25 protein-coding genes are annotated in these 23,168 nt (G+C 72.8%); 10 read left to right on the forward strand and 15 right to left on the reverse strand.

Features of this window, described 5'->3' with window-relative positions; genetic code table 11:
• Positions 1–5 precede the first annotated feature (5 nt).
• The 3 genes from BMY19_RS09695 to BMY19_RS09705 are packed head-to-tail and all read right to left on the reverse strand — an operon-like array spanning position 6 to position 2,904.
• Positions 6–797: an ABC transporter ATP-binding protein gene (locus BMY19_RS09695; protein ID WP_056522794.1), complete on the reverse strand. Its 792-nt coding sequence runs from the start codon at positions 795–797 to the stop codon at positions 6–8.
• A complete protein-coding gene (locus BMY19_RS09700) occupies positions 791–1,795 on the reverse strand; it encodes an ABC transporter permease (RefSeq protein ID WP_100251558.1) in 1,005 nt (334 codons plus the stop codon). The genes BMY19_RS09695 and BMY19_RS09700 overlap by 7 nt, the downstream gene beginning before the upstream one ends.
• A gap of 8 nt (positions 1,796–1,803) precedes the next feature.
• A complete protein-coding gene (locus BMY19_RS09705; protein WP_100251559.1) occupies positions 1,804–2,904 on the reverse strand; it encodes an ABC transporter substrate-binding protein in 1,101 nt (366 codons plus the stop codon).
• Positions 2,905–3,394: 490 nt separating this feature from the next.
• Between BMY19_RS09705 and BMY19_RS09710 the strand changes: the two genes are divergently transcribed.
• The 6 genes from BMY19_RS09710 to BMY19_RS09735 all read left to right on the forward strand — a co-directional run bounded on the left by BMY19_RS09710 (position 3,395) and on the right by BMY19_RS09735 (position 9,061).
• Complete coding sequence (locus BMY19_RS09710; protein ID WP_100251560.1) at positions 3,395–4,540, forward strand: acyl-CoA dehydrogenase family protein; 1,146 nt, start codon at positions 3,395–3,397, stop codon at positions 4,538–4,540.
• Between the two features lie 27 nt (positions 4,541–4,567).
• Positions 4,568–5,662 carry an LLM class flavin-dependent oxidoreductase gene (locus BMY19_RS09715; RefSeq protein WP_091977919.1) on the forward strand — a complete coding sequence of 365 codons (1,095 nt, stop codon included), beginning with the start codon at positions 4,568–4,570 and terminating at the stop codon, positions 5,660–5,662.
• Positions 5,662–6,600 (forward strand): ABC transporter substrate-binding protein, encoded by a 939-nt coding sequence (locus BMY19_RS09720; RefSeq protein ID WP_100251561.1) that lies wholly within the window; start codon positions 5,662–5,664, stop codon positions 6,598–6,600. The genes BMY19_RS09715 and BMY19_RS09720 overlap by 1 nt, the downstream gene beginning before the upstream one ends.
• Positions 6,601–6,619: 19 nt before the next feature.
• A complete protein-coding gene (locus BMY19_RS09725) occupies positions 6,620–7,180 on the forward strand; it encodes a cupin domain-containing protein (protein ID WP_100251562.1) in 561 nt (186 codons plus the stop codon).
• A gap of 19 nt (positions 7,181–7,199) precedes the next feature.
• Positions 7,200–8,552 carry an LLM class flavin-dependent oxidoreductase gene (locus tag BMY19_RS09730; protein ID WP_100251563.1) on the forward strand — a complete coding sequence of 451 codons (1,353 nt, stop codon included), beginning with the start codon at positions 7,200–7,202 and terminating at the stop codon, positions 8,550–8,552.
• A gap of 128 nt (positions 8,553–8,680) precedes the next feature.
• Complete coding sequence (locus tag BMY19_RS09735) at positions 8,681–9,061, forward strand: response regulator (protein ID WP_100251622.1); 381 nt, start codon at positions 8,681–8,683, stop codon at positions 9,059–9,061.
• A gap of 24 nt (positions 9,062–9,085) precedes the next feature.
• On the opposite strand, the gene BMY19_RS09740 is transcribed toward BMY19_RS09735, so the two are convergent.
• On the reverse strand, positions 9,086–9,946 hold the full coding sequence (locus tag BMY19_RS09740) for a hypothetical protein (RefSeq protein WP_020091038.1): 861 nt from the start codon (positions 9,944–9,946) through the stop codon (positions 9,086–9,088).
• Between the two features lie 57 nt (positions 9,947–10,003).
• A complete protein-coding gene (locus BMY19_RS09745; RefSeq protein WP_020091037.1) occupies positions 10,004–10,279 on the reverse strand; it encodes a hypothetical protein in 276 nt (91 codons plus the stop codon).
• A 154-nt stretch (positions 10,280–10,433) separates the two neighbouring features.
• Here BMY19_RS09745 and ppk2 point away from each other — a divergent pair, with 154 nt between their 5' ends.
• From ppk2 to BMY19_RS09760, 3 genes are all read left to right on the forward strand, one after another.
• Complete coding sequence (ppk2, locus tag BMY19_RS09750) at positions 10,434–11,381, forward strand: polyphosphate kinase 2 (RefSeq protein WP_244534875.1); 948 nt, start codon at positions 10,434–10,436, stop codon at positions 11,379–11,381.
• A 78-nt stretch (positions 11,382–11,459) separates the two neighbouring features.
• Complete coding sequence (locus BMY19_RS09755) at positions 11,460–11,708, forward strand: hypothetical protein (protein ID WP_139215627.1); 249 nt, start codon at positions 11,460–11,462, stop codon at positions 11,706–11,708.
• A 583-nt stretch (positions 11,709–12,291) separates the two neighbouring features.
• The gene (locus BMY19_RS09760; RefSeq protein ID WP_020091033.1) at positions 12,292–12,519 is read left to right on the forward strand and encodes a hypothetical protein; all 228 of its coding nucleotides are present in this window, start codon (positions 12,292–12,294) and stop codon (positions 12,517–12,519) included.
• Between the two features lie 7 nt (positions 12,520–12,526).
• Here the strand turns inward: BMY19_RS09760 and BMY19_RS09765 are convergent, their stop codons facing one another.
• Positions 12,527–13,495, reverse strand: a complete 969-nt coding sequence (locus BMY19_RS09765) for a helix-turn-helix domain-containing protein (RefSeq protein ID WP_100251565.1) — start codon at positions 13,493–13,495, stop codon at positions 12,527–12,529.
• A gap of 121 nt (positions 13,496–13,616) precedes the next feature.
• Between BMY19_RS09765 and BMY19_RS09770 the strand changes: the two genes are divergently transcribed.
• The gene (locus BMY19_RS09770; RefSeq protein WP_100251566.1) at positions 13,617–14,060 is read left to right on the forward strand and encodes a Ros/MucR family transcriptional regulator; all 444 of its coding nucleotides are present in this window, start codon (positions 13,617–13,619) and stop codon (positions 14,058–14,060) included.
• A gap of 51 nt (positions 14,061–14,111) precedes the next feature.
• On the opposite strand, the gene BMY19_RS09775 is transcribed toward BMY19_RS09770, so the two are convergent.
• The 9 genes from BMY19_RS09775 to BMY19_RS09815 form a co-directional block, all read right to left on the reverse strand.
• Positions 14,112–14,630, reverse strand: a complete 519-nt coding sequence (locus BMY19_RS09775) for a hypothetical protein (RefSeq protein WP_020091030.1) — start codon at positions 14,628–14,630, stop codon at positions 14,112–14,114.
• Between the two features lie 31 nt (positions 14,631–14,661).
• Positions 14,662–15,198, reverse strand: a complete 537-nt coding sequence (locus tag BMY19_RS09780; RefSeq protein ID WP_091927734.1) for a hypothetical protein — start codon at positions 15,196–15,198, stop codon at positions 14,662–14,664.
• A gap of 167 nt (positions 15,199–15,365) precedes the next feature.
• The gene (locus BMY19_RS09785) at positions 15,366–16,304 is read right to left on the reverse strand and encodes a pirin family protein (RefSeq protein ID WP_100251567.1); all 939 of its coding nucleotides are present in this window, start codon (positions 16,302–16,304) and stop codon (positions 15,366–15,368) included.
• A gap of 135 nt (positions 16,305–16,439) precedes the next feature.
• Entirely contained in the window at positions 16,440–17,471 is a 1,032-nt protein-coding gene (locus BMY19_RS09790; protein WP_056522820.1) for an aldo/keto reductase, read from the reverse strand.
• A gap of 92 nt (positions 17,472–17,563) precedes the next feature.
• Positions 17,564–18,559 carry an HlyD family secretion protein gene (locus tag BMY19_RS09795; RefSeq protein ID WP_091675993.1) on the reverse strand — a complete coding sequence of 332 codons (996 nt, stop codon included), beginning with the start codon at positions 18,557–18,559 and terminating at the stop codon, positions 17,564–17,566.
• Position 18,560: 1 nt separating this feature from the next.
• Positions 18,561–18,785, reverse strand: a complete 225-nt coding sequence (locus BMY19_RS09800; protein WP_020091025.1) for a DUF1656 domain-containing protein — start codon at positions 18,783–18,785, stop codon at positions 18,561–18,563.
• Entirely contained in the window at positions 18,782–20,638 is a 1,857-nt protein-coding gene (locus BMY19_RS09805; protein WP_100251568.1) for an FUSC family protein, read from the reverse strand. The genes BMY19_RS09800 and BMY19_RS09805 overlap by 4 nt, the downstream gene beginning before the upstream one ends.
• A 47-nt stretch (positions 20,639–20,685) precedes the next feature.
• Positions 20,686–21,672, reverse strand: coding sequence for a cytochrome d ubiquinol oxidase subunit II (gene cydB, locus BMY19_RS09810; protein WP_100251569.1), 987 nt, complete (start codon positions 21,670–21,672; stop codon positions 20,686–20,688).
• A gap of 6 nt (positions 21,673–21,678) precedes the next feature.
• Positions 21,679–23,091, reverse strand: a complete 1,413-nt coding sequence (locus tag BMY19_RS09815; RefSeq protein ID WP_100251570.1) for a cytochrome ubiquinol oxidase subunit I — start codon at positions 23,089–23,091, stop codon at positions 21,679–21,681.
• Positions 23,092–23,168 lie beyond the last annotated feature (77 nt).

Raw genomic sequence — 23,168 nt, forward strand, 5'->3', positions numbered from 1 at the left:
ACCCGTCAGGTCGGCTGGCCGAGGATCCCCAGGATCTCCCGGCGCAGCCGCACGATCTCGGCATCGTCGCGGTGGCGCGGATAGGGCGCCGCGACGGGCAGCTCGGCCCGGATCGCGGCCGGGCGGTCGGAGAGCACGATCACGCGCTCGGCCAGCACCAGCGCCTCCTCGACGTCGTGGGTGACGAGGAGCGCGGTGAAGCGCTTCTCCTGCCAGAGCCGCAGGATCTCGGCCTGCATGGCGAGCCGCGTCAGGGCGTCGAGCTTGCCCAGCGGCTCGTCGAGGAGCAGCAGCCGCGGCGCGTTGACGAGCGCCCGGGCGAGGGCCGCCCGCTGCGCCATGCCGCCGGAGAGCTGGTGCGGGTAGACGTCGGCGAAGCCCGTGAGGCCGACGAGCCCCAGCGCCTGGTCGACGAGGGCCGCCCGCGACCGCCCGACGCCGCGCGCCTCCAGCCCCAGGGCGACGTTGCCGCGCACGGTCCGCCACGGATAGAGCGTCGGGTCCTGGAAGACGAGGAGCCGGGACGGGTCCGGGCCCTCCACCAGGTCGCCGTCGACCCGGATCGCGCCCTGGTCGGGCGGCTCGAGGCCGGCGACGAGCCGCAGCAGGGTGGACTTGCCGCAGCCCGAGGGGCCGAGCAGCGCCACGAAGCCGCCGGGCTCCACGTCGAGGCTCACCCGGTCGAGGACCGGCAGGGGCGCGCCGCGGATCGCGAAGGCGTGGCTGACGGCCTCGACCGCCAGGCGGGCCCCGGCGCTCTGGGCGGCGGGGCGTTCGAGGGTTGCGGCGGCTACCATTGCACCAGCCCCTTCTGCCACGCGAGCAGGCGGTCGCGCAGGCGAAACAGCAGCGTGATCAGGGAGGAGCACATCAGCGCCATCACGATCAGCGCCGCGTACATGTTGGCGTAGGCGGCCCAGCCCTGCGCCCACTGGAGGTACCAGCCGAGGCCGGACTTCACGCCGAGCATCTCGGCGACGACCAGCACCGCGAAGGAGCCGCCGAGCCCCATGAACAGCCCGACGAAGACGTGCGGCAGCGCCGCCGGGATCGCCACGCGCAGGATCAGGAAGCCGCGCGAGGCGCCGAGCGTCCGCGCCACGTCGAAATAGGCCTTGTTGACGCCCGCCACCCCCGACCAAGTCAGCACCGTGACCGGGAAGCCGGTCGCCAGCGCCACCAGGAAGGTGCTGGCCGACCACGAGGACGGGAAGACGAAGAAGGCGAGGGGCAGCCACGCCGTGGCCGGCAGCGGCCCGACGAAGCGCAGCACCGGGTGGGCCCAGTAGCCCACCGCCCGGAAGGTGCCGATGGCGACGCCCAGGACGAAGCCGGTCGCCGCCCCGATGGCGTAGCCGCCGGAGAGCAGGATCAGGGAGTTGAGGATGCTGCCGCCGAGCTTCGGCCAGTCGTCGAGGAAGACCTCCAGGATCGCCTGGGGCGACGGGAAGAACGGCATCGGCAGCAGGGCGAACTTCGCCGTGACCGCCTCCCAGGCGATCAGCGCCAGTGCCAGCGCCGCGAGCCAGGGGCTCCCGTGCCGCAGCCGCGACCCGAGGGCGCCGAGGCGGCCGGCCACGGGCGCGAGCGTCAGGAGGGCGAGGCCGAGCGCCGCCGCGCCGGACCCGAGGGCCGCGGTCTCGGGCAGGTCGTCCGCCTCGGGCAGGCCGAGGGTCACGCCGGCCAGGGCGAGCCAGGCGCCGCCCGCGAGGACGATCCGCCAGGGCGGCCGCGGCAGCCTTCGGGACGGGGCGGCGGCCCGCGGGGCGACGCCGGCGGTGATGCTTCCGGACATGGCGCGCCTCAGCTCAGCACGTCGGCGTAGATCCGCTCGGCGAACTTCGCCGTGTCGGTGGACCGCCGCAGGACGTTCACCTGCTTCAGCTCGTCCCCGTATAGCGCGAGCTGCTGCTTGAGATCGCCGCCGACCGGGCTGTCGCCGTGCTGCTGGCTGCGCAGCATCGCGGCGAGGTCCGCGATCGAGCCCTTGCCGCCGTAGCCGGAGAACGCCCGGGCGGCGGCCTCGGGATCCCGGTGGACGGCGTGGCCGCCCTCCAGGATCGCCCGGGTCAGCGCGCGCGCCACCGAGCGGTCGTTTCGGATCAGGCTGCCGCGGGCGGCCACGACGCAGCAGGTGCGGGTGGCGAACTCGCCCGACAGGTTGGTGGCGACCTCGGTGAAGCGCGGGTCCTTCAGCCAGATCCAGGTCCGCGGGTCGGAATCGGCCAGCGCCTGCGCCTCGCCCTTCTCCACCGCGAGATTCAGCAGGTCGGCCGGGTACTGCCGCCACTCGACCCCGCTCTCGGGATCGATCCCCGCCTTGGCGAGCAGCAGGCCGAAGAAGTTCTTGGCCGGGCTCGCCTGGTCGCTGATCGCGATCGTCTTGCCCTTCAGCCCGGCGATGTCGGCGATGCCGGAGGACTTGGCGCTGAGCAGCCGCAGGCAGCCGCCGTGCAGCCCCGCGGTGATCTTAACGTCGAAGCCCTGCTCCAGGGGCTTGAGCCAGCGCAGGGCCATGCCGATCCCGGCATCGGCCTTGCCCGTGGCGATCGCCTCCAGCAGGGCCTCGGTCGAGCCGCCGAAATTGACGAACTCCACGTCGAGGCCGTGCCGGGCGAAGATCCCCTGCTCCTTGGCGAGCGGCGCGGCCGCCGTGCAGATGGCCGTGGCGTTCCAGGCCAGCTTGACCGTCCGGAGCGGGCCCGCGGGCGCCTCCGCGGCGGCGGGTCGGCAGAGCGGGCCGGGGTCGAACGGCGCCCCCGGTCCGGGTGCCCAGGCGCGGCCGGTGCCCATGCCGAGGCCGAGCGGCAGAGCGGCCGCCGCGGCGCCGACCTGCAGCAGGCGCCGCCGGGAAGGCGATGGATCGGAGGAGGGGCTGCCCGGTCGGGAGGGCGCTTCGGTCATCTCGGGTCTCCGGGCCGCGCGACCGCGCGGCGGGAACGGCGCGCGTCACCGCACCGGTGGCGCGACCGGGCGGATCTGGCGTCCTCGTCTTCGGGAATGATCCGTCGAGGGATCAGGGTGCCGAGTATTCGATCGCTGCAGGACCGAGTCAACGAAAGCGTTTCCTCTATTTTCGCGCGATCGGGTAAGATCATTCACGGATCGGCGCCGTCGCTCGGCGCTCAGAGGCTTCGACTCATCGGCGAGGGGCGTTGTTCGTCTGTCTCTCGATGACGGGGTCCCGAACGACGACCGGGAGAACGATCGATTCCTGCCCCCGGCGGGCGGAAACACGTTCTTCTTCACCGTCCGACGACGCGGCAACATCCTCCTTCCGATCCATGAATATTCGGAACGGCATTCCGTTGACGCGACCCGGGTCCCGGCGGACCATCGCGGCTCCCGGGATGGCGCCGCGCGGCCGCCCGCCGATCACGTCGCCGAACACCCCATGACCGTCGCCGTCCCGCCCCCCGACATCGTCAGCAGCCTCGCCGGACGGCTCGCCGCCCGCGCGGCCGACCACGACCGCGCGGGGACCTTCCCGCACGACTCCCTCGCGGCGCTCCGGGAGGCCGGGCTCCTGGCCGTCACCGTGCCGCGGCGTCTCGGCGGCGGCGGCGCGGGTCTCGCGCGGGCCGCCGCACTGGTGCGCGCGCTCGGCGCCGCCGACCCGGCGACCGCCCTGGTCGTGGCGATGCAGTACCTCCAGCACGGGCTGATCCACCGGCCCGACACCCCGTGGCCGCGCGCGCTCGCCGACGCGGTCGGCGCGGCGGCGGTGGCGCGCGGGGCGCTGATCAACGCCCTGCGGGTCGAGCCCGAGCTCGGGACGCCCTCGCGGGGCGGCCTGCCGGCCACGGTCGCCCGCCGCGACGGCGCGGGCTGGCGGATCTCCGGGCACAAGATCTACGCGACCGGGGCGCCGGGGCTCGCCTACGGCCTCGTCTTCGTCCGCACCGACGAGGCGGAGCCGCGCACCGGCACCGTCCTGGTGCCGTTCGACGCGCCGGGCATCCGCATCGCGGAGACCTGGGACCATCTCGGCCTGCGCGCCTCCGGCAGCCACGACGTCCACTTCACGGACGTGCCGATCCCCGGGGACCACGCCGTCGACCTGCGGCCGCCGGGCGGCTGGTCGGGGCCCGATCCCTGGCAGCAGGCCTGGAGCTGCACCCTGCTCGCCGCCCTCTACGACGGCGTGGCCCGGGCGGCGCAGGACTGGTTCACCGGCTTCCTGCGGGCGCGCCGGCCCGGCAGCCTCGGGGCGCCGCTGGCGAGCCTGCCGCGCTTCCACGAGGCGGTCGGCGAGAACGAGCGGCTGCTCGCCGTCAACGCGCGCCTCGTCGCCGGGCTCGCCGCCGAGGTCGATGCGGGACATCCCCCGACGCCGCGCGAGTCCGGCTTCGTGAAGCTCACCGCCACGGAGAACGCCGTCGCGGCGGTCCAGCGCGCCGCGGAGCTGTCCGGCAACGCCGGCCTGTCCCGGGCGAACCCGCTGGAGCGGCACCTGCGCGACGTCCTGTGCGCACGCATCCACTGGCCGCAAGGGGACGCCGTCCGCGCCGCCGCCGGCAGGGCCGCCCTCGGCGCCTGAATCCGCCCTCGACCCGGAGATCGCACCATGAGCCTGCTTCCCCCCGATGCCGTCGAGTTCATCGGCTTCGTCGCCCCCCGCCACACCTCCGAGATCCACCCGGCGGCGGGGCCGTCCATCGACCGCGACTACCTGAAGCTCCTGGCGCAGGCGCACGAATGGGGCGGGTTCGACCGGGTGCTGGTGGCCTTCCACGCGACCACGCCGGACGCGCTCCTGCTCGCCGGGCAGGTCGCCGCCGTGACCGAGCGGCTGGGGCTGATGATCGCCCACCGCACCGGATTCACGGCGCCCACCGTGGCGGCGCGGCAGTTCGCGACCCTCGACCAGCTCACCGGCGGCCGGGTCGCGATCCACGTGATCAGCGGCGGCGACGACCGGGAACTCGCCCAGGACGGCGACCACCTCACCAAGGACGCGCGCTACGCCCGCACCCGGGAGTTCCTCGACATCGTCCGGCAGAGCTGGACCGCCGCGGAGCCGTTCGACTACGCGGGCGATCACTACCGGGTGGAGCGCGGCTTCTCCGAGGTGAAGCCGGTCAACGCGATCCCGGTCTATTTCGGCGGCGCCTCGCCGGCGGCGCTGGCGGTGGCCGGCCGCCACGCCGACACCTACGCCCTCTGGGGCGAGACGCACGCGCAGGTCGCCGAGTTGATCGGCCGGGTGCGGGCGGCGGCCGCGGCCCACGGGCGGGCGCCGCGCTTCAGCCTGTCGGTCCGGCCGATCCTCGCCGAGACCGAGGCGCGGGCCTGGGAGCGCGCCGAGGACATCCTGGCCCGGACCCGGGCCGTCCGGGCCGCCAAGGGCCTCGGCCCGGCGGCGACGCCGCAGAACGAGGGCTCCCGGCGGCTCCTCGCGGCCGCCGCCGCGGGGCCGCGCCACGACAAGCGCCTGTTCACCGCCATCGCGGCCGAGACCGGGGCGGCGGGCAACTCGACCGCCCTGGTCGGCACCCCCGAGCAGGTCGCCGACGCCCTGCTCGACTATCACGACCTGGGCGTGCGGACCTTCCTGATCCGCGGCTTCGACCCGCTGGAGGACGCGCTCCAGTACGGCCGGTCGCTGCTGCCCGCCGTCCGCGCCGCCCTCGGGCGCCGCGGCGCCGCCGAGGCCGCCTGATGCGCGCCGTCATCCTCGCCCTGCTGGCGCTCCTGGCGGTCCGGCCGGCGCACGCGCAGGAGGTGCTGCGGGTCGGCGACCAGCGCGGCAACGCCCGCGCGCTGATGGAGGCGGCCGGCGTGCTCGACGGGCTGCCCTACCGGCTCGACTGGAGTGAGTTCCCGGCGGCCGCGCCCCTGCTCGAGGCGCTGAACGCCGGCGCGATCGACGCGGGCGGCGTCGGCGACGCGCCCTTCACCTTCGCGGCGGCCGCCGGGGTGCCGGTGAAGGCGTTCCTGGCCTTCCGCAACCGGCAGGACGGGCTGGCGATCCTGGTGCTCAAGGAATCGCCCGTCCGCACCGTGGCGGACCTGAAGGGCAAGCGCGTCGCGACGAACCGCGGCTCGATCGGCCATCAGGTGGTCCTGGCGGCGCTGGAGGAGGCGGGCCTACCCGCCGACAGCGTGACCTTCAGCTTCCTGCCGCCGGCCGACGCCAAGATCGCGCTGGCCTCCGGGGCGGTCGACGCCTGGGCGACCTGGGAGCCCTACACCTCCACGGCGGAGCTCGCCGGCCTCGTCCGGGTGATCCGCGACGGCAACGGCATCACCCCGGGCCTGACCTTCGCGGTGGCGAGCGACGACGCGATCCGGACCAAGCGGGCGCTGCTCGCCGATTTCGGCGCGCGCCTCGCCCGCGCCCGGGCCTGGGCCCTGAAGGATCCGGCGCCCTACGCGTCCGTCTGGTCGAAGCTCATCGGCCTGCCGGAGGCGGTGCCGCTGCGCTGGTTCGGCCGCGCCGCCTACCGGGCCGTCCCGATCGACGCGTCCGTGATCGCCGACGAGCAGCGCAACATCGATCTCTACGTCCGCGCCGGGCTGATCCCGAAGGCCCGCGCGCCGCGGGCCGAGGCGATCCTCGACACGAGCGTCTCGCAAACCGCCGCCGCCGTGCAATGATGGCGCGGGAGGACCCGACATGCACGACCACGGCGACGACCACGGCCACAGCCACGATCATGGCCACGCCCACGATCACGCCCATGCTCACGCCCATGCTCACGCCCACGATCACGGGGCGTCCGAGCGCTGGAAGCACGACGGCGTTCGGGTGATCCCCGGCGACCGGCTCGACGCCAACACCGCGCAGACGCCCGGCATGTACCGGCAGGCCGCGATCAACGCCGCCCGGGTCGGCGCCCAGAAGATCTGGGCCGGCACGGTGGCGATCCAGCCCGACGCCAAGACCGGCGTGCACCACCACGGCGAATTGGAGAGCGTGATCTACGTGGTCTCGGGCCGCGCCCGGATGCGCTGGGGCGACAGGCTCGAATACGTCGCCGAGGCCGGGCCGGGCGACTTCATCTTCGTGCCGCCCTTCGTGCCGCACCAGGAGATCAACGCCTCGACCGACGAGCCGCTGCACTGCGTGCTGGTGCGCTCCGACAACGAGGCGGTGGTGGTCAACCTGCCCGACGTCGAGGCCGCCGAGGCGCCCGAGACCGTGTACTGGGTCGACCCGATCCACAAGCATCCGTGAGAGACCGGAGACGGCAGCGATGAGCCGGGACCGCCAGCTGCATCTCGGCGCCTTCATGCGCCCGGTCGGCATCCACACCGCGTGGTGGCGCTATCCGGGCGGCTATCCGGACGCGAACTTCAACTTCGAGCACCTGGCGCACTTCGCCCGGCGGCTGGAGGCCGCGAAGTTCGACGCGTTCTTCATGGCCGACCACCTCGCGGTGATGAACATGCCGGTGGCGGCGCTCCGCCGCTCGGCCACCGTGACGTCGTTCGACCCGCTGACCCTGCTGCCGGCGCTCGCCGTGCTCACCGAGCGGATCGGCCTGATCGCCACCGCGTCGACCACCTACAACGAGCCCTACCACGTCGCCCGCAAGTTCGCCTCGCTCGACCACATCTCGAAGGGGCGGGCCGGCTGGAACCTCGTCACCTCCGGCAACCCGGACGAGGCCCTGAACTTCGGCCGCGACGCGCATCTGGAGCACGCCACCCGCTACGCCCGGGCGCGCGAGTTCTTCGACGTAGTGACCGGCCTGTGGGATTCCTTCGCCGACGACGCCTTCACGATGGATCCGGCGAGCGGCCTGTTCTTCGACCCGGCGAAGATGCGCGTCCTCGACCACCGCGGCGACTTCCTGAAGGTGAAGGGCCCGCTCAACGTCGCCCGGCCGGTGCAGGGCTGGCCGGTGATCGTCCAGGCCGGCGCCTCCGAGGCCGGCAAGCAGATCGCCGCCGAGACCGCCGAGATGGTGTTCGGCGCGGCCTCGACCGTGGAGGCGGCGCGGACCTTCTACGCCGACGTGAAGGGGCGGATGCCGGCGGCGGGGCGCGACCCGGACCAGCTCAAGATCCTGCCCGGCTGCTTCATCGTCCTGGGCGAGACGGAGGACGAGGCGCAGGCCAAGAAGGCGCGTCTCGACGACCTCGTTCATCCCGACAGCGGCCTCGCCAACCTCTCGGTCCGCCTCGGCGTCGACGCGACGGGCTTCGCCCTCGACGCGCCGCTCCCGGAGCTCCCCGAGAGCAACGCCAGCAAGAGCGGGCAGGCCCAGATCGTCGACTACGCCCGCCGCACTGGCGCGACCGTGCGGGAACTCGCCCGCAAGGTCGGCGGCTACGGCGGCCTGCAGATGGTCGGCACGCCCGCGCAGGTGGCCGACCGCATGGAGGAGTGGCTGGAGACGCGCGCCTGCGACGGCTTCAACGTGATGTTCCCGTTCGTGCCCGAGGGGCTCGACGACGTGGTCGACCGGCTGGTGCCGGAGCTGCAGCGGCGCGGGCTGTTCCGCCGGGACTACGCGGGGACGACGCTGCGCGACCATCTCGGCCTCGCGCGGCCGGCCAACCGCTTCTTCCCGCCCGACGCCCCGGCTCGGCCAGGGGGCTGATCGACCCGCCGCGCGGGCCGGCGCGGTCCCGCGCCGTCGGGGTGCGTGGCGGATCATGCGAACGGCGCGAACCTCCGGTCGTGTCGCGCGGTTATTCTCGGATCGTCGCGCGCCGATGGGAGGGGATCGTGCCCGAGGCTGTTCCGCCCCTGTCCGGGTGCCGCGTCCTCGTCGTCGAGGACGAGTATTTCATCGCCAGCGAGGTCAAGCGCTGGTTGCACAGCGCCGGGGCCGAGGTGATCGGCCCGGTCCCGCGCGCGGATCTCGCCCTGGACCTGATCGCCGAGCAGACGCCCGACGCCGCGGTGCTCGACGTGAATCTGGGCGACGGGAACAGCGTCTATCCGGTCGCCGAGCGTCTCGGCGTCCTCGGCGTGCCGTACCTGTTCGCCACCGGCGACGTGCGGGTCACCGGCGCCCCGGCCCAGGCGAGCCGGCCCATCCTGGAGAAGCCGTTTGTGGCGGCGGAGCTGGTCCGGGCCGTGACCAGGCTCGTCGCGGCCGCCTGAGGCCGCCGCGCCGCCCGCGCGGCCTCAGAGGGGGCCCGGCCCGGGATGCGGGCCCATGCGCCGGCGGTCGTGCTCGATGGCGAAGACGTGGGCGTAGAGGTTCGCGACCCAGCCCCGCCCCTCGACCGTGAGGTCGAGGAACCGGATCGCGTCCCCGATCACGGGCTCGATCTTGCCCCAGAAGAACGACGGGTAGCGCTCCGCGAGGTCGGCCGGGCTGTCGTAGCCGAGTTCCGCGTTGACGCCGATCTCGGCGAATTCGTGGAACAGGGCGTTCAACTTGCGCGGGTAGAGCGGGTCGCCGAGCTGACCGATCAGGTCGGCCGCCCGCAGCAGCCCGGCCTCGGTCCCGGTCTCGCGATGGGAATCGTCCTCGGGGACCGGGAAGCGGGTCAGCTCGATCGCCCGGATGACCCGGGACGCGTCGACGAGATCGTGCGTGCCGAAGCGCTCCTGCACGGCCAGCTTCGAGCGCTCCACGTGGTAGGGTGCCAGCGCCGCGTCAGAGGCGCCCCGGGGCAGGCTGACGGTCGTGCCCTGCGCGTCGATGACGAAGGCCTGCAGCCGGTCTCCGGCGCAGACGCCGCGCACGTAGCCGATGTCGTGGTAGAGGGCGGCCAGGATCATGTGCAGCCAGTCCTCGGGCGTGATGCCCTGCTGCAGGAAGCGGCCGCGGAGGATGTCCTGGGCGACCAGGGTGACGAGGGCCGTGTGGTCGCCGTCATGGTAGAGGGCGTCGCTCCCGACGATCCGCTCGATCGTCAGGCGCGCCGCGGCCTCGATGATCTCGGCGTAGCGCGGCTCCCGGCTGCCGAAGGTCCGCTGGTAGGTCAGGGCCAGGTGCTCGCCGAGGGCGTCGGCGAGCATCTTGGTCGCGTCGAACATGGGATCCTCGCCGTCAGCTGCGTCGGGCGGCGCCGCGCCCGGCCGGGTCGGTGGAGATCACGCGGATCGCCCCCCGCGATCGACGAGCCGCTCCTCGAGATAGGCCGCCGCGTCCGCGTAGAGTTCGTAGCGGCGCAGCAGCACCGCCCGCTTTTCGGCCTTCGTCGCCGCGTCGAGCTTGGCGCGGGCCCTGTCGGCGCGGGCGCGCAGCTTCCCGGCGAGCTTCTCGAAGGCGGCATCGATGCGCGCGCCGACCTTCTCGCCCTCGGCGCGCGCCGGATCGGGGTCGTCCCGCCGGCGCTTCGGCCCGGCCCTCTTCGCTTCTCCAGCCATGACGCATCTCCGGTCGCCCCGATCGGTGGCGGAACCGTATGACGGAACGATCACGGGCGCGACATGGGATCGGCCGCCGCGGGCGCGGCGCTTTCTCAGGCGTGTCACGGAACGCTGCTCTAGGTCGGCCCCGCGACGCGCAGGAGAACCGGCGATGCGGCCCGACGACAGCTCTGCCCCGGATGCCACCTTGAATGCCACCTCGGATGCCACCCTGGAGGCGATCCGGCGTGACCTCGCCGACAGCTACGACGAGGAGCTGGAACTCGGGCTCGAGGAGGATCGCCTCGACCGGCTCGCGGCCGAGCTCGGCGGCGCGCCGCCCGATCATCTCGACCGCAAGGTCTATTTCCGCGCGCTGCTCCGGCTGCAGCACGAGCTGGTCCGGCTCCAGGACTGGGTGCAGGACCGGAAACTGCGCGTGGTCGTGCTGTTCGAGGGCCGCGACTCGGCCGGCAAGGGCGGCGTGATCAAGCGGATCACCCAGCGCCTCAATCCCCGCGTCTGCCGCGTCGCCGCCTTGCCTGCCCCGAGCGAGCGCGAGCGGACGCAATGGTATTTCCAGCGCTACGTCTCCCATCTGCCCGCCGGCGGCGAGATCGTGCTGTTCGACCGCTCCTGGTACAACCGCGCCGGCGTCGAGCGGGTCATGGGCTTCTGCACCGAGGCGGAGGTCGAGGAGTTCTTCCGGTCGGTCCCCGAATTCGAGCGCATGCTGGTGCGCTCCGGCATCGTCCTGGTAAAATACTGGTTCTCGATCACCGATGCCGAGCAGGAATTCCGCTTCCGGATGCGGATCCACGATCCGCTCAAGCAGTGGAAGCTGTCGCCCATGGACGTCGAGTCGCGGCGCCGCTGGGAGGACTACACCCGGGCCAAGGAGGACATGCTGGCGCGGACCCATATCCCCGAGGCGCCCTGGTGGGTGGTCGAGGCGGTCGACAAGCGACGGGCCCGCCTGAACTGTATCAGCCACCTGCTCGACCAGATCCCCTACGGCAGCGTGGAGCACCCGGCGGTCCACTTGCCCGAGCGCTTGCGGCACGCGGACTACGTGCGCGGCCCGGTCCCCGCCGCGATGATCGTTCCGGCCGCGTTCTGATCGCGGCGCGGAGACGGCGCGGGAGTCGTGATCCTGTCGCGGTGGCGCGGCTATAGCGCCGCCATGGCGAAGCGCCCCATGACTCTCGACCTGTTCACGACCCTGGATATCGTCGATGACGACGTCTCGGCTGTCATCGACGCCTATCTGGCCGATCCCACGCCCGGTTCGGTGGCGTTCGGGGACGGCTTCCGCATCGATCCCGCGGCCGCGGTGGCCTCGCATCCCTTCGCCCGGACGCTGATCGATCAGCCCTGGGCCGATGCCCGGCTGCGCCGGGCCGCCATCCGCGCCGCCATCCTGCTGGCGGAGCCGGAGCGGGTCTGACCGGATCGGCCACCTGTCGCGCGACGGCCGCGCGATATTCGTGGGGCTGGCATGCGGCTGGCATGCGGCTGTCATCGCGCTGGCATACCGCTGTCATGCGGCCGTCATGGGCGGGATGGCAGGTCGCCGCCACGGCGAACCTCCCGACCCTATGCCGCCACTCCGCCCGCCCGGTCCTGCCGTGGCGGGCTTTTGTATGCCCGCGGCTCGGCCATCGCGACGACGCGCGTCGGATCCTACGCCTAAAGCGGTAGGTGTACCGACCTCCGACCACACGACGCCCGGTTGTAATCTGGGGCGGAGACGGCGCGGATGAACGGCGCGCCTTCAGGGTGAACGATCGGTTTACCCAAACCGCACAATTGCGCCGACCGCCCCGATCCGGGCGCGATCGGCGGGCGTTCTACGGGCAGGTCCACCGGAGACGTGCTGACATGCTGATCCTCAACCCGATGACCGGCCAGATGGTCGAGGTGCGCGTGCCCCGGCCGAAGCCGAAGGCCGCCTGATCGCGCCAGCTCTCCGTCCGCTTCCCCGCACGCCCGCGGCCCAGGCGGCGTGCCCCTCCAGCCCCGCACGACCCATGCTGCCGACCGATCTCGACCGACCCGCCGAACTGACCCTCTGGCCGGGCTACGCGCCGGCCCGGGTGGCCGTGTCGCACAGTTTCCCGACGCTGCGGGCCGCCCTCGCCGCCGCGGTCGCGGCGATCGACGCTGAGGATGCCAATCCCTGGATCATCACCGAGGGCGGCGACATCCTCGCTCCGGGATGGATCCGCGCGAACACCGCGGGCGCCGTCCTGCAGTAGCCGGACGTCAGCCGGCGAGCTGGTCCGCGCCGCGGTTGCGCCACCGGTACTCGCTCGGCGAGATCCCGTAGCTGTCCTTGAAGCGGCGGCTGAAATGGCTCTGGGTGCAGAAGCCGCAGCTGTAGGCCAGCTCACCGACGGCCAGATGGGCGAAGCCGGGATCGGCGAGACGCTGCGCGGCGGTCTCCAGCCGCCGCCGCCAGATCCAGTCGGCGATGTTGCGGTCCTGCTCGCGGAACAGGGCTTGGAGGTGGCGCAGCGACACGCCGACGGCCGCCGCGAGCCGGGCGGGGTCGAGGTTCAGGTCGCCGAGATGGGCCTCGATGTGGGCCAGCGCGCGCTGGAAGATCAGGACGCCCTGGATGTTCTTGGGGGTCTCGTGCGCGAGGCGTTCCGCGATGCTCGCGACGATGAGATCGACGCCGACCGACGCCATGCGGTTCGACATGTCCGGCGTCAGGCGCTCCGCGTTGCGGACCAGTTCCTGGAAAAAGGTCGTGACCATCGACGTGCCGACTTGATCCGCGCCGATCGTGAGGCACGTGAACCGGCGCGTCGAGCCGAGGGCGCGCTCCAGGGCCGCGCGCGGCAGCTCGACGAACAGCGTCTGCGTGTCGACGTCGGAGGCCATCGTCGCCGGCCGACGGTCCATCACGACGATGTCGCCGGGATTCTGGATCGCGGTGCGGTCGTCCTGCGCGCTGAACACGCGGCCCTTGAGCGTGATGGCGACGTTCAGGGTCTCGTACTTGCCGTGCCGGCGGATCGTGTCCGGGGTCGCGACGGTGGTGACGGCGCTCTGCGTCACGCGCGTGATCAGCAGCGGCCCGACCTCCGCGGCCTCCAGCGTGCCGGTGAAAGCGTGCGCCACGGCAGGCGTAAGTTCGACCGGCACGATCCGGTCGAAGATCGTCTCACGCCAGAGGCGGAAACTGTCTTTCGGCTTGAAATCCGCCGTAGAGAACAAAGTCCTCATAGAAAATTCTTGTATTCATGCTTCGCCGCGCGCGCTCGGGAAAACGGTAGCACGCTTTCAGGCAAGCGCAACGGCGCCGACCAACCTAAGAGGGTTCTCGACCTTGTCAGGAGCCCATAACGTGTCCGATTCGTCCCTCGTCAGCCCCCAATCCAATATCGTGCTGACGGCAGGGCTCGTCGCTGCCTATGTATCGAACAATCGGGTTCCGACCGCCGACCTTCCGACCCTGATCGCGCAGTGTCACGACGCGATCACCGCGCTGGCCGCCAACGGGGCGGCGTCGATCGAGGCTGCGGGGGACACGGACGCGCTGCGCGACCGGCCTACCGCCGCGCAGATCCGCAGCTCGATCCGGCCCGACGGCATCGTCAGCTTCATCGACGGGCGCCGGTACAAGACGCTCAAGCGCCATCTCACGGCCCACGGCCTGCACCCGCAGAGCTACCGCGAGCGCTACGGTCTGCCGGCCGATTATCCGATGGTCGCGCAGGAATATGCCGAGCGCCGGTCCGCGCTGGCGCGCTCCATCGGCCTCGGCGTGCCGGGCGCGCGCGCCGCCTGAGCCGACTCGCCTCGGCAGGCCGCGGCTGATTCGTGGCTGGCGCTCCCGGCCTCAGGCGGCCGCGTGCCGTCCGTCGGGCAGCAGATCCCGGCTCGCCTGCTCGATCCGTTTGAGCCAGTCCTCGGCCGCCGCCGCCCGCAGGGTCGCGGCCTCGGCCCGCGCCTGGGCCTCCCGGACGCGCCGGTCGGCTTCCGCCTCGCGTTCGAGGACCTGCCGCGCCGCCTGCGCCCGCGCTTCCTCCAGGAGCGCCCGCAGGGTCCGGATCTCCTGTTGGGCGGCCTCCAGATCCGCGGCCAGCGTCTCGCAGGCGGTCGATTGCTGGTGCAGGCGCTGATCCTGCGCCTGCTTCGCGACGGTCGCGGCCGACAGGGTGTCGAGGATCTGGCTCCAGTCCGCCACCGGCCGCGACGGCGTCTCCGGATCGGGTTCGGGGGACGCTTCGGAACGCGCCGCCGGGCTCGGCGCGTCGGCCACGAGGGGGCCGTCGGCGATCCCCGGAGCCGGCTCCGTCGGTTCTCCGCGCTCACGCGCGATGCGGGCGTCGAGCTGGGCCCAGAACGTCGCGTTCATCGCCGTGGCGATCCCGCCGGGCCCGCGCCGGTCACGAAGCCGCCCGCGTCGCGGAAGCCCGAGCGCTGCCCGCCTGGCCGGTCACCTGTCCGCCCGGCTGCATCACGAATTCCGCGTCGATCGTCTCGGCGATGCGCTGGAGCATCTGCTCCGCCGCCGCGGCCCGCTCCTCGGCGGCCGCGGCCCGGTCCTCGGCGGCCTGGATCAGCTTGATCGCCTGCGCGTGGACCTCGTGGGTCTCCCGCTCGGCCGCCAGCACCTGGGCGCGGGCCGCGTCCATGTCGGCGCGCACCTGCCGCAGCAGGTCCTGGACGTGCGTCTCCTGCTCCTGTGCCCGGTCCTCGACGTCCCGGATGTAGCGCGCCGCGCCCTGCACCCGCTCCAGCAGGTCGGGCCACCGCTCGACCGGCGACGGGTTCTGGTTGCGCCCCTGCGCCGAGACGCGCTCGTCCGCGGCGAGCAGGACGAGGTTGCCGGTGCGGATCCGTGTCGTCGGCTCGCGGGCGTCGCGCGCGACGGCATCGATCTGGTCCAGCGCCTCGGCCCTGGGGTGCTTCGTCTGTTCCATCACGCGTCCTGCCGACAGGGTGCAGCGCAAGCCTTCGGTGAGGCATCGGCGTCCGCCTCACACCGACGGAAAATGGTTAACAACTCCTTAATGTTCGCGCTAGGGTTGCGCTGCCGCGGCGATACCCGCGCGACGTCGCGCGCGGGACCGCCGGATCGCGGGCCGTCTCACGGGTAGCGGACGGGCTGCGGGTCCTCCGGCAGCGGGATGAACTCGGCGTCGTTCGGCACGGTGTCGAACCGGCCCTGGCGCCAATCCTCCTTGGCCTGCGCGATCCGCTCGGGCCGGGACGAGACGAAGTTCCACCACAGGTGGCGCGGGCCGTCCATTGGCTCGCCGCCCAGCACCATGAACCGGGCCGATTCCGTGGCGCGCACGCTGATGCGGTCGCCGGGGCGGAACACCAGCAGCTGGCCGGGGCCGAAGCCGTCGCCGGCGATCTCGATGGCGCCCGCGACCGTGTAGATCGCCCGCTCGTCGTAGGTCGGATCGAGGGGCAGGACGGCGCCGGCCTCGAGGGCCACGTCGGCGTAGACCATCGGGCTCGAGGTCCGGACCGGCGAGCGCGCGCCGAAGGCCTCGCCGGCGATCAGCCGGACGGTCTTGCCCTCGCCGGTGAGGACCGGCAGCGCGGCGGCGTCGTAGTGCTCGAAGGCGGGGGCGTTCTCCTCGTCCCGGTCCGTCAGCGCGACCCAACTCTGGATGCCGAACAGGCGGGAGCCGGTCTGACGCAGCGTCGGGGCGGTGTGTTCCGAGTGCGTGATGCCGCGGCCGGCGGTCATCCAGTTCAGCTCGCCCGGCCGGATCGGCAGCTCCGTGCCGAGGCTGTCGCGGTGCATGATCTCGCCGTCGAACAGGTAGGTGACGGTGGAGAGGCCGATATGCGGGTGCGGCCGCACGTCCATGCCCTGCCCGAGAAGGAATTCCGAGGGGCCCATCTGGTCGAAGAAGATGAAGGGGCCGACCATCCGGCACTCGGTGGAGGGCAGCGCCCGCCGCACCGCGAAGGAGCCGAGATCGCGCGAGCGGGGCACGATCAGGGTCTGGATCGCGTCGCAGCTGAAATGGTCGCCCGGGATCGGGTCATCGGCACTGTGCCAGCTCATCGCCTTGCTCCTCCGCGCGGGGATCGGCCCCCCATCCGCAGGCATCCTGGACCGGGAGCGTCCGGGTTGGAACAGAAACGATCGAAACGCATCGTTTCCGAAAAATCGCCCGATCGTCCCGGCCGGGGCGACGGCCTACCAGGGTGTCGGCTTGGGGTTGCGCTCGTCGAAGCCGCGCTGGTGCCAGTACGGGTAGATCGGGGTCTCCTGGCTCGCCGCGTCGAGCCGGGCGACCTGCTCGGCCGTCAGGGTCCAGCCGAGGGCGCCGAGGTTCTGCTTCAACTGCTCCTCGTTGCGGGCGCCGACCACGATGTTGCAGACGGTCGGACGGGTCAGCAGCCAGTTGAGCGCCACCTGCGCCACCGTCTTGCCGGTCTCGGCCGCCACGGCGTCGAGGGCGTCGACCACGCCGAACAGGTAGTCGTCGGAGACCGGCGGCCCGCCCTCGGCGCCGCCGGCGGCGATGCGGCCGCTCTGGTTGGCCTGTCCGCGGCGGATCTTGCCGGTGAGGCGGCCCCAGCCCAGCGGGCTCCAGACCATCAGGCCGACGCCCTGGTCGAGGCCGAGCGGCATCAGCTCCCACTCGTAGTGGCGGCCGATCAGCGCGTAGTAGCCCTGGTAGGCGACGTAGCGGGCGAGCCCGTGGCGCTCGGAGGTCGCGAGCGCCTTCATCAGCTGCCAGCCCGAGAAGTTGGAGGCGCCGATATAGCCGATCTTGCCCGCGCGGGTGAGGTCGTCGAGCGCCCGCAGCGTCTCGTCCACGGGGGTGAGGGCGTCGAAGCCGTGCATGAAGTAGACGTCGATATGGTCGGTGCCGAGCCGCTTCAGGCTGGCCTCGCAGGCGCGGACCAGGTGGTAGCGCGAGGAGCCGACCTGGTTCAGCTCGTCGTTGAACCGGAAGGTCGCCTTGGTGGAGATCAGCGCCCGGTCGCGCTTGCCCTTCAGGGCCTGGCCCAGGATCTCCTCCGAGGCGCCGCCCGAGTAGATGTCGGCCGTGTCGAAGAAGTTGACGCCGGAATCGAGGCAGAGATCGACCATGCGGGTCGCCTCGGCGACGTCCGTCTGCCCCCAGCGCTGGAAGAATTCGTTCGTGCCGCCGAAGGTGCCGGTGCCGAAGCTGAGCACCGGCACGGTGAGGCCGGAGCGTCCGAACTGCCTGTAGTCCATCGAGTCCTCGTCGCGATTGCGGCCGCCGCGCGGCGGCGCGCCTGCCGGATCAACGCGCCGCGCCGCCCGGTTTTCCCGGCCGGCGCGGGCCGTCAGCGCCGCGACTCGACGACCGGCGCCCCGTCGCAGCGCTGGCCGGCGGCCGCGCCCGTGCGCCGGCCGGGCGGCAGGGCGTCCGGCGATCCGGCCTTCTCGGCCAGGATCGCGACGTTCGCCGTCATCCCGGCCGCCAGCACGATCGGGCAGGGCACGTCGTCGAGGTCGATCCGGATCGGCACCCGCTGCGCCAGCCGGACCCAGGTGAAGATCGGGTTGACCGTCGGCAGCCCCTGGACGCCCGGGGCGGCGTCGGCGACGCTGATCCCGCGGCCGAGGCCGGTGACGCGCCCCCGGATCGGACGGTCCGGCCACGCCATCAGCGACACGCGCGCGGCGTCGCCCGCGCCGATGCGCGGGAGCTGCGTCTCCTCGAAATAGCCCTCGATCCAGAAGCTGTCGCCGTTGACCAGCGTCAGCGCCGGCTGTCCCGTGGCGGCGAACCCGCCCTCCTGCAGCAGCAGGTTGGTGACCCAGCCGTTCACGGTCGCCCGCAGGGTCGTGCGCTCCAGGTTGAGCCGCGCCTGCGCCAGCGCGCCCTCCGCCTGGACCACGTCGGCCTGGGCGGCCTGCGCCTGGCCGCTGGTCGTCTGCTTCTGCTGCGGCGTGGTGGCGAGGTCGTCGAGGTCGGCGGTGCGCTGCGCGATCCCCGCGAGGTACCCGGCCCGCGCCCGGGCGCTGGCGAGGGCGCCCTCGGCCTGGGTCACGGCGTTCCTGAACGTGCCGGGATCGATCGTGAACAGCACGTCGCCCTTGCGGACGAACTGGTTGTCGCGGACCCGGACCGCCACCACCGTGCCGGAGACCTCGGGCGCCACCTGCACGGTGTAGACGCGCACGCGCCCGTCCCGGGTCCAGGGCGTGTAGGCGTAGTAGAGGAAGGCGAGGTAGGCGAGGCCCACGGCCGCCGCCAGCGCCAGCAGGGTGGCGGCGACGTTGTAGGCGGGCGGCGGCTGCCAGTCGCGCAGCGACGGTCGCGGTTTCAGGGCCATCTCACGGGCCCTGGACGCGCAGGGACAGGATCAGCAGCGCCGTCACGGCGGTCAGGAGGCTGAAGTCGAACAGGGCGCGGTTCCAGACAAGGTGGTTGATGCCGATCCAGTCCAGGATCCAGCGCAGGGCCCAGGTGATCACCAGGGCGGCGAGCAGGCAGATCACCGCGGGCTCGACGAAGAGCCCCAGCACGTCGACCGCCCGCAATCCGACCACGCCGATCACGCCCGCCCTCCCGGATCGAGGTTCGGCCAGCCCGCGCGGTCGAGATCCGACACGAGGGCGGCCAACGCCCCGATGCGCTCCGCCTGGAGCGGCAGGGTCGCCCGGTCGGCGAGCGCGCGCAAGGGATCCGGCGCCGTCTCCGGCCCCGCCGGACGGGACTCGGCGAGCCGCGCCCAGACCGCCCGGCCGACGCGGCGGCCCTCCCGGTCGTCCGTCTCCCGCAGGGCGAGCAGCAGGAGCCCGATGACGAGCAGGCGCTCGCCGCTCCGGGCCGCCGCGTCGTCCGCGCCGATGAGGGCGAGTCGGCCGAAGCCCCGGGCGAGGTAGCGGTCGAGCGGCGGCAGCAGGAGCGCCGGGTCGAGGGCCGCGCCGCGCACCGACCGGACCAGCCGGCGTCGGGCCCGCAGGCGCAGGGTCGCGGCGCTCACCGGCGGCGGCAGGGCGGCGAACGCGATCGCCGCCACCGCCATGCCGAGCAGCTCGGCCAGCACGGTGTTGAGCGAGTCGGCGAGGTCGTAGGTCATCGGGTTCTTGGGATCGAGCACGCCGAAGACGAAGAACCCGAAGCCGATCCCGTAGATCGCGCGCTTGTCGGCGCGGCCGACCACCGCCAGCATCGCCACCGGCAGCAGCACCGCGGCCAGCAGCGCGAAGCTCCCGGTGGTCGTCAGCAGGGTGTAGCGGACGGTGAGCCCGACCACGCCGGCGAGCAGCGCGCCGACCAGGAAGGCGCGGGATTCCGCCCGCGGGTCGGCATGGGCGGCGAGCAGGACGCAGACGAGGCTCGCCCAGGTCGCGGCGCCGGCCCCGTGCGACCAGCCGGTGACGTACCAGAAGCCGTTGACGAGCAGGACGGCGGCGGCGGTGCGCAGGGCGTTGTCGAAGGCGTGCCAGCCGTCCCAGTCCAGGTCGTTCCACAGGAGCAGGTGCGGGCGGAACGGGACGCGCCGCCGGCCCACGCGCCCGCCGGCCCGCAGGAGCCGCGCCGAGACCCGGACGCGCCCGACCTGCCGGACGGCGATCGCCCCGCCGGCCCCGATCAGGTCGGTCGAGCGCGATCCCGACCGGTCCGGCAGCAGCGCCCGCAGCAGGCCCGCGGCGAGCACCCGCCGCAGCCGGGGGGCGGCGTTGCGGATGCCGCGGCCGCCGGAGCGCAGGGAGGGCTGCTCGGTGAACGTGTCGGTGACCTCCTCGCCCAGGGTCATGACCGCGGCGATCGGCATCGGGCCGGGCCGCTCGCCCCGCCGCAGGGCGGCCATCCAGGCGTCGCAGGCCTCCGCGGCCGCCTCGAGCCGCCCCGCCAGGGCGCGGCTGACGGCGGGGACGCCCGGCGCCACGAACACGTTCGACGCGTAGGCGCAGCCGATCCCGAGCAGGATCGTCGAGCAGCGGTCGACACCGATCTGGAACACCGCCTCCGGGTTCTGCACGTCGGCCAGGGCGATGATCGGCACGGTGAAGCCCATCGAGGCGAAGCCGTAGGCGCGCTGGCCGCTCTCGACGCTGGAGGCCGCGGTGAGCAGGCCCATCCACAGGGCCAGCGCGAGGTCGAAGGCCAGGGTCGCCTGGGCGAAATTGGCCACCAGCACCATCGCGACGGTGACGCCCACCAGGGTGCTGCCGGCGCGCCACAGGCTCTTGCGCAGGGAGGCCGCGCGGGTGGCGAGCGTCACCGAGATGACCGTCCAGCCGGCCCAGTGCGGCAGCGCCAGCTCGAGCCACATGGCGAGCCAGATCGCCGCGATGGCGGTGAGCGCGATGCGCACGGCCTCGGCCGCCTCGCGCGGCCACCACGCCGCGAGGCGCTGCAGGAGGCCCGGCGCGTCCTCGGAGAGCGCGACCTCACCGGCCATCGCGCGGCCTCGCCGGCCGGGGCGGGTCCGGGAACCCGGCTGCAGGCTCAGTCATAGTGCTCGGCGATGTCGACCTTCCCCTTGAACACCCGGTAGACCACCAGGGTGTAGATCAGGGTGATCGGCAGGACCACGATCCCCGCGCCCCAGAACATGAAGGACAGGCTCGCCTCCGGCGCCGCCGCCTCGGTCACCGTCACGCTGAACGGCACCATGTAGGGCAGGAACGAGGCGGCGAGCGTCGCGAAGGCGGCGGCGAAGATCAGCGCCACCAGCGGGAAGGGCAGGGCATCGATCCGGCGCCGCGCCGCGTAGAGGAGCCCGGCGCAGGCCGCGGCCCCCACGAGCGGCAGGACCAGCATCTCGGGCCGCTCGACCCAGCGGTGCAATACCCGCAGGTTCATCGCCAGCGCGTACGCGAAGGCCGCGCCGAGGAAGACCAGCACGCCCAGCAGGAGCCGCGGCAGCAGCCGGAAGCCGAGGTCGCGCACGTCGGACTCGGTCTTGCCGCACAGCCACGCGGCGCCGAGCAGCGCGTAGCCGAGGCACAGGCCGAGTCCGCAGAGCAGCGAGAACGGCGTGAGCCACGTGAACGCCCCGCCGGCGTAGAGCCCGCCCTGCACCGGCAGCTCCTGCACGAGCGCCCCGACCGTCACGCCCTGCACGAAGGCCGCACAGTAGGAGCCGCCGACGAAGCCCGCGTCCCAGACCCGCCGCAGCCGCCCGGACTTGTAGCGGAACTCGAAGGCGACGCCGCGCAGGATCAGGGCCGCGAGCATCAGGAGGAGCGGCAGGTAGAAGGCCGAGAGCAGCAGCGCGTAGACCGTCGGGAAGGCGCCGAACAGGATCGTGGCGGCGAGCACCAGCCAGGTCTCGTTGCCGTCCCAGACCGGGGCGATCGCCTGCATCATGTGCCGGCGCGCCGTCTCGTCCGGGGCGATCCCGAACAGCATGCCGACGCCGAGGTCGAACCCGTCGAGCAGCACGTAGAGCATCAGGGTGAGGGCGAGGGCGGCGGCCCAGAATTCGATCACGGCCGCTCACTCCGCCGGATTGCCGCTGGGGGTGCCGGGACTGTCGCCCGGCACGGCGAGCGGCCGCTTGGGGTTGGCGGCGCTTCCCGCACGGGCCGGGGTCGGCAGGATGCCGGCCTTGAGCATGCGGTAGATGTAGACGGTGCCGGCCGCGAAGATCAGCGCGTAGACCGCGCCGAACACGGCGAGCGAGGTCGCAACCTGCGGTGCGGCCAGGAACGGCGTCGCCGCGTCGGCGGTGCGCAGCTGGCCGTAGACGGTCCAGGGCTGGCGCCCGACCTCGGCGGTGAACCAGCCGGTCAGCGTCGCCACGAAGCCCAGCGGGAACGACAGGAAGATCGCCCATTGCAGCCAGCGCGCCCGCTCCAGCCGCCCGGTGGCGTAGAAGGCCATCCCGCCCCAGGCCAGCGCCAGCATCAGCAGCCCGCAGCCGACCATGATGCGGAAGGCGAAGAACGGGATCAGCACCGGCGGCCGGTCGGCCTTGGGGATGTCCTTGATGCCGATCACTTTGCCGGTGAGGGTGCCGTCGTCGATCAGGCTGCCGATCGGGGCGGGCAGCGCGATGACGAAGTGGTTCTTCTCCTGTGCCTCGTCGGGCCACGCGAACAGGATCTCGCCGGCCGGTGCCTGGCTCTCCCAGTGGCCCTCGATCGCGGCGATCTTCGAGGGCTGGTGCTTGACGACGTAGTCGCCGGTGAGGTGGCCGAAGAACAGCTGCAGCGGCACCAGAATCGCGGCGAGGCCGAGCCCCATCCGGATCATGGCGCGGGCCTCGATCCGGTCGCTGCCGCGCAGCATGTACCACGCCCCCGTCGCGGCCACGCAGAAGCTGGTGGTGACGTAGGCGGCCAGGACCATGTGGGGGAAGCGGACCCAGACGACCCCGTTGAAGATGATCGCCCACCAGTCCGTCGGCACGAACACGCCGTCCGGGCGCTGGGCGAAGCCGGTCGGGTACTGCATCCACGAATTGTTCACGAGGATCCAGAACGACGACAGGCTGGTTCCGAGGCAGACCATCAGGCAGGCGAACAGGTAGAACCAGCGCGGCACCCGCCTGCGGCCGAACATCAGCACCCCGAAGAACGAGGCCTCGAGCGCGAAGGCCGTGAAGCTCTCGTAGCCGAGGAGCGGCCCCTGGATCGGGCCGGTGCGGCGAGCGAGCTCGCTCCAGTTGGTGCCGAACTGGAACGCCATGACGATGCCGGAGACCACGCCGAGCCCGAAGGCGACGGCGAAGATCTTGAGCCAGAAGTCGAACAGGCGGTCGTAGACCGGCTCGCGCGCGATCATCGCCCGGGCCTGGAGGAAGGCGAGCCAAGCCGCCAGCCCGACCGTGAAGGCCGGGAAGATGATGTGGAACGACACCGTGAAGGCGAACTGGATGCGCGAGAGCATCAGGGCGGAGATGTCCATCGTTCCTCTCTCCGGCCGAGGCTCGCCGGTCCGCCGCCGCGGGCCGGGCGCGCCGCACCCTCAGATGTCCGCCGGCG

Origin of the sequence: Methylobacterium sp. UNC300MFChir4.1, assembly GCF_900110155.1 — a bacterium.
Lineage (GTDB): Bacteria > Pseudomonadota > Alphaproteobacteria > Rhizobiales > Beijerinckiaceae > Methylobacterium.

Excerpts from the sequence above, each read along its gene's own strand:
- BMY19_RS09695 (WP_056522794.1), bottom strand. The coding sequence starts at position 797 with ATGGTAGCCGCCGCAACCCTCGAACGCCCCGCCGCCCAGAGCGCCGGG.
- BMY19_RS09700 (WP_100251558.1), bottom strand. The coding sequence starts at position 1,795 with ATGTCCGGAAGCATCACCGCCGGCGTCGCCCCGCGGGCCGCCGCCCCG.
- BMY19_RS09705 (WP_100251559.1), bottom strand. The coding sequence starts at position 2,904 with ATGACCGAAGCGCCCTCCCGACCGGGCAGCCCCTCCTCCGATCCATCG.
- BMY19_RS09710 (WP_100251560.1), top strand. The coding sequence starts at position 3,395 with ATGACCGTCGCCGTCCCGCCCCCCGACATCGTCAGCAGCCTCGCCGGA.
- BMY19_RS09715 (WP_091977919.1), top strand. The coding sequence starts at position 4,568 with ATGAGCCTGCTTCCCCCCGATGCCGTCGAGTTCATCGGCTTCGTCGCC.
- BMY19_RS09720 (WP_100251561.1), top strand. The coding sequence starts at position 5,662 with ATGCGCGCCGTCATCCTCGCCCTGCTGGCGCTCCTGGCGGTCCGGCCG.
- BMY19_RS09725 (WP_100251562.1), top strand. The coding sequence starts at position 6,620 with ATGCACGACCACGGCGACGACCACGGCCACAGCCACGATCATGGCCAC.
- BMY19_RS09730 (WP_100251563.1), top strand. The coding sequence starts at position 7,200 with ATGAGCCGGGACCGCCAGCTGCATCTCGGCGCCTTCATGCGCCCGGTC.
- BMY19_RS09740 (WP_020091038.1), bottom strand. The coding sequence starts at position 9,946 with ATGTTCGACGCGACCAAGATGCTCGCCGACGCCCTCGGCGAGCACCTG.
- BMY19_RS09745 (WP_020091037.1), bottom strand. The coding sequence starts at position 10,279 with ATGGCTGGAGAAGCGAAGAGGGCCGGGCCGAAGCGCCGGCGGGACGAC.
- ppk2 (WP_244534875.1), top strand. The coding sequence starts at position 10,434 with ATGCGGCCCGACGACAGCTCTGCCCCGGATGCCACCTTGAATGCCACC.
- BMY19_RS09755 (WP_139215627.1), top strand. The coding sequence starts at position 11,460 with ATGACTCTCGACCTGTTCACGACCCTGGATATCGTCGATGACGACGTC.
- BMY19_RS09760 (WP_020091033.1), top strand. The coding sequence starts at position 12,292 with ATGCTGCCGACCGATCTCGACCGACCCGCCGAACTGACCCTCTGGCCG.
- BMY19_RS09765 (WP_100251565.1), bottom strand. The coding sequence starts at position 13,495 with ATGAGGACTTTGTTCTCTACGGCGGATTTCAAGCCGAAAGACAGTTTC.
- BMY19_RS09775 (WP_020091030.1), bottom strand. The coding sequence starts at position 14,630 with ATGAACGCGACGTTCTGGGCCCAGCTCGACGCCCGCATCGCGCGTGAG.
- BMY19_RS09780 (WP_091927734.1), bottom strand. The coding sequence starts at position 15,198 with ATGGAACAGACGAAGCACCCCAGGGCCGAGGCGCTGGACCAGATCGAT.
- BMY19_RS09785 (WP_100251567.1), bottom strand. The coding sequence starts at position 16,304 with ATGAGCTGGCACAGTGCCGATGACCCGATCCCGGGCGACCATTTCAGC.
- BMY19_RS09790 (WP_056522820.1), bottom strand. The coding sequence starts at position 17,471 with ATGGACTACAGGCAGTTCGGACGCTCCGGCCTCACCGTGCCGGTGCTC.
- BMY19_RS09795 (WP_091675993.1), bottom strand. The coding sequence starts at position 18,559 with ATGGCCCTGAAACCGCGACCGTCGCTGCGCGACTGGCAGCCGCCGCCC.
- BMY19_RS09805 (WP_100251568.1), bottom strand. The coding sequence starts at position 20,638 with ATGGCCGGTGAGGTCGCGCTCTCCGAGGACGCGCCGGGCCTCCTGCAG.
- BMY19_RS09815 (WP_100251570.1), bottom strand. The coding sequence starts at position 23,091 with ATGGACATCTCCGCCCTGATGCTCTCGCGCATCCAGTTCGCCTTCACG.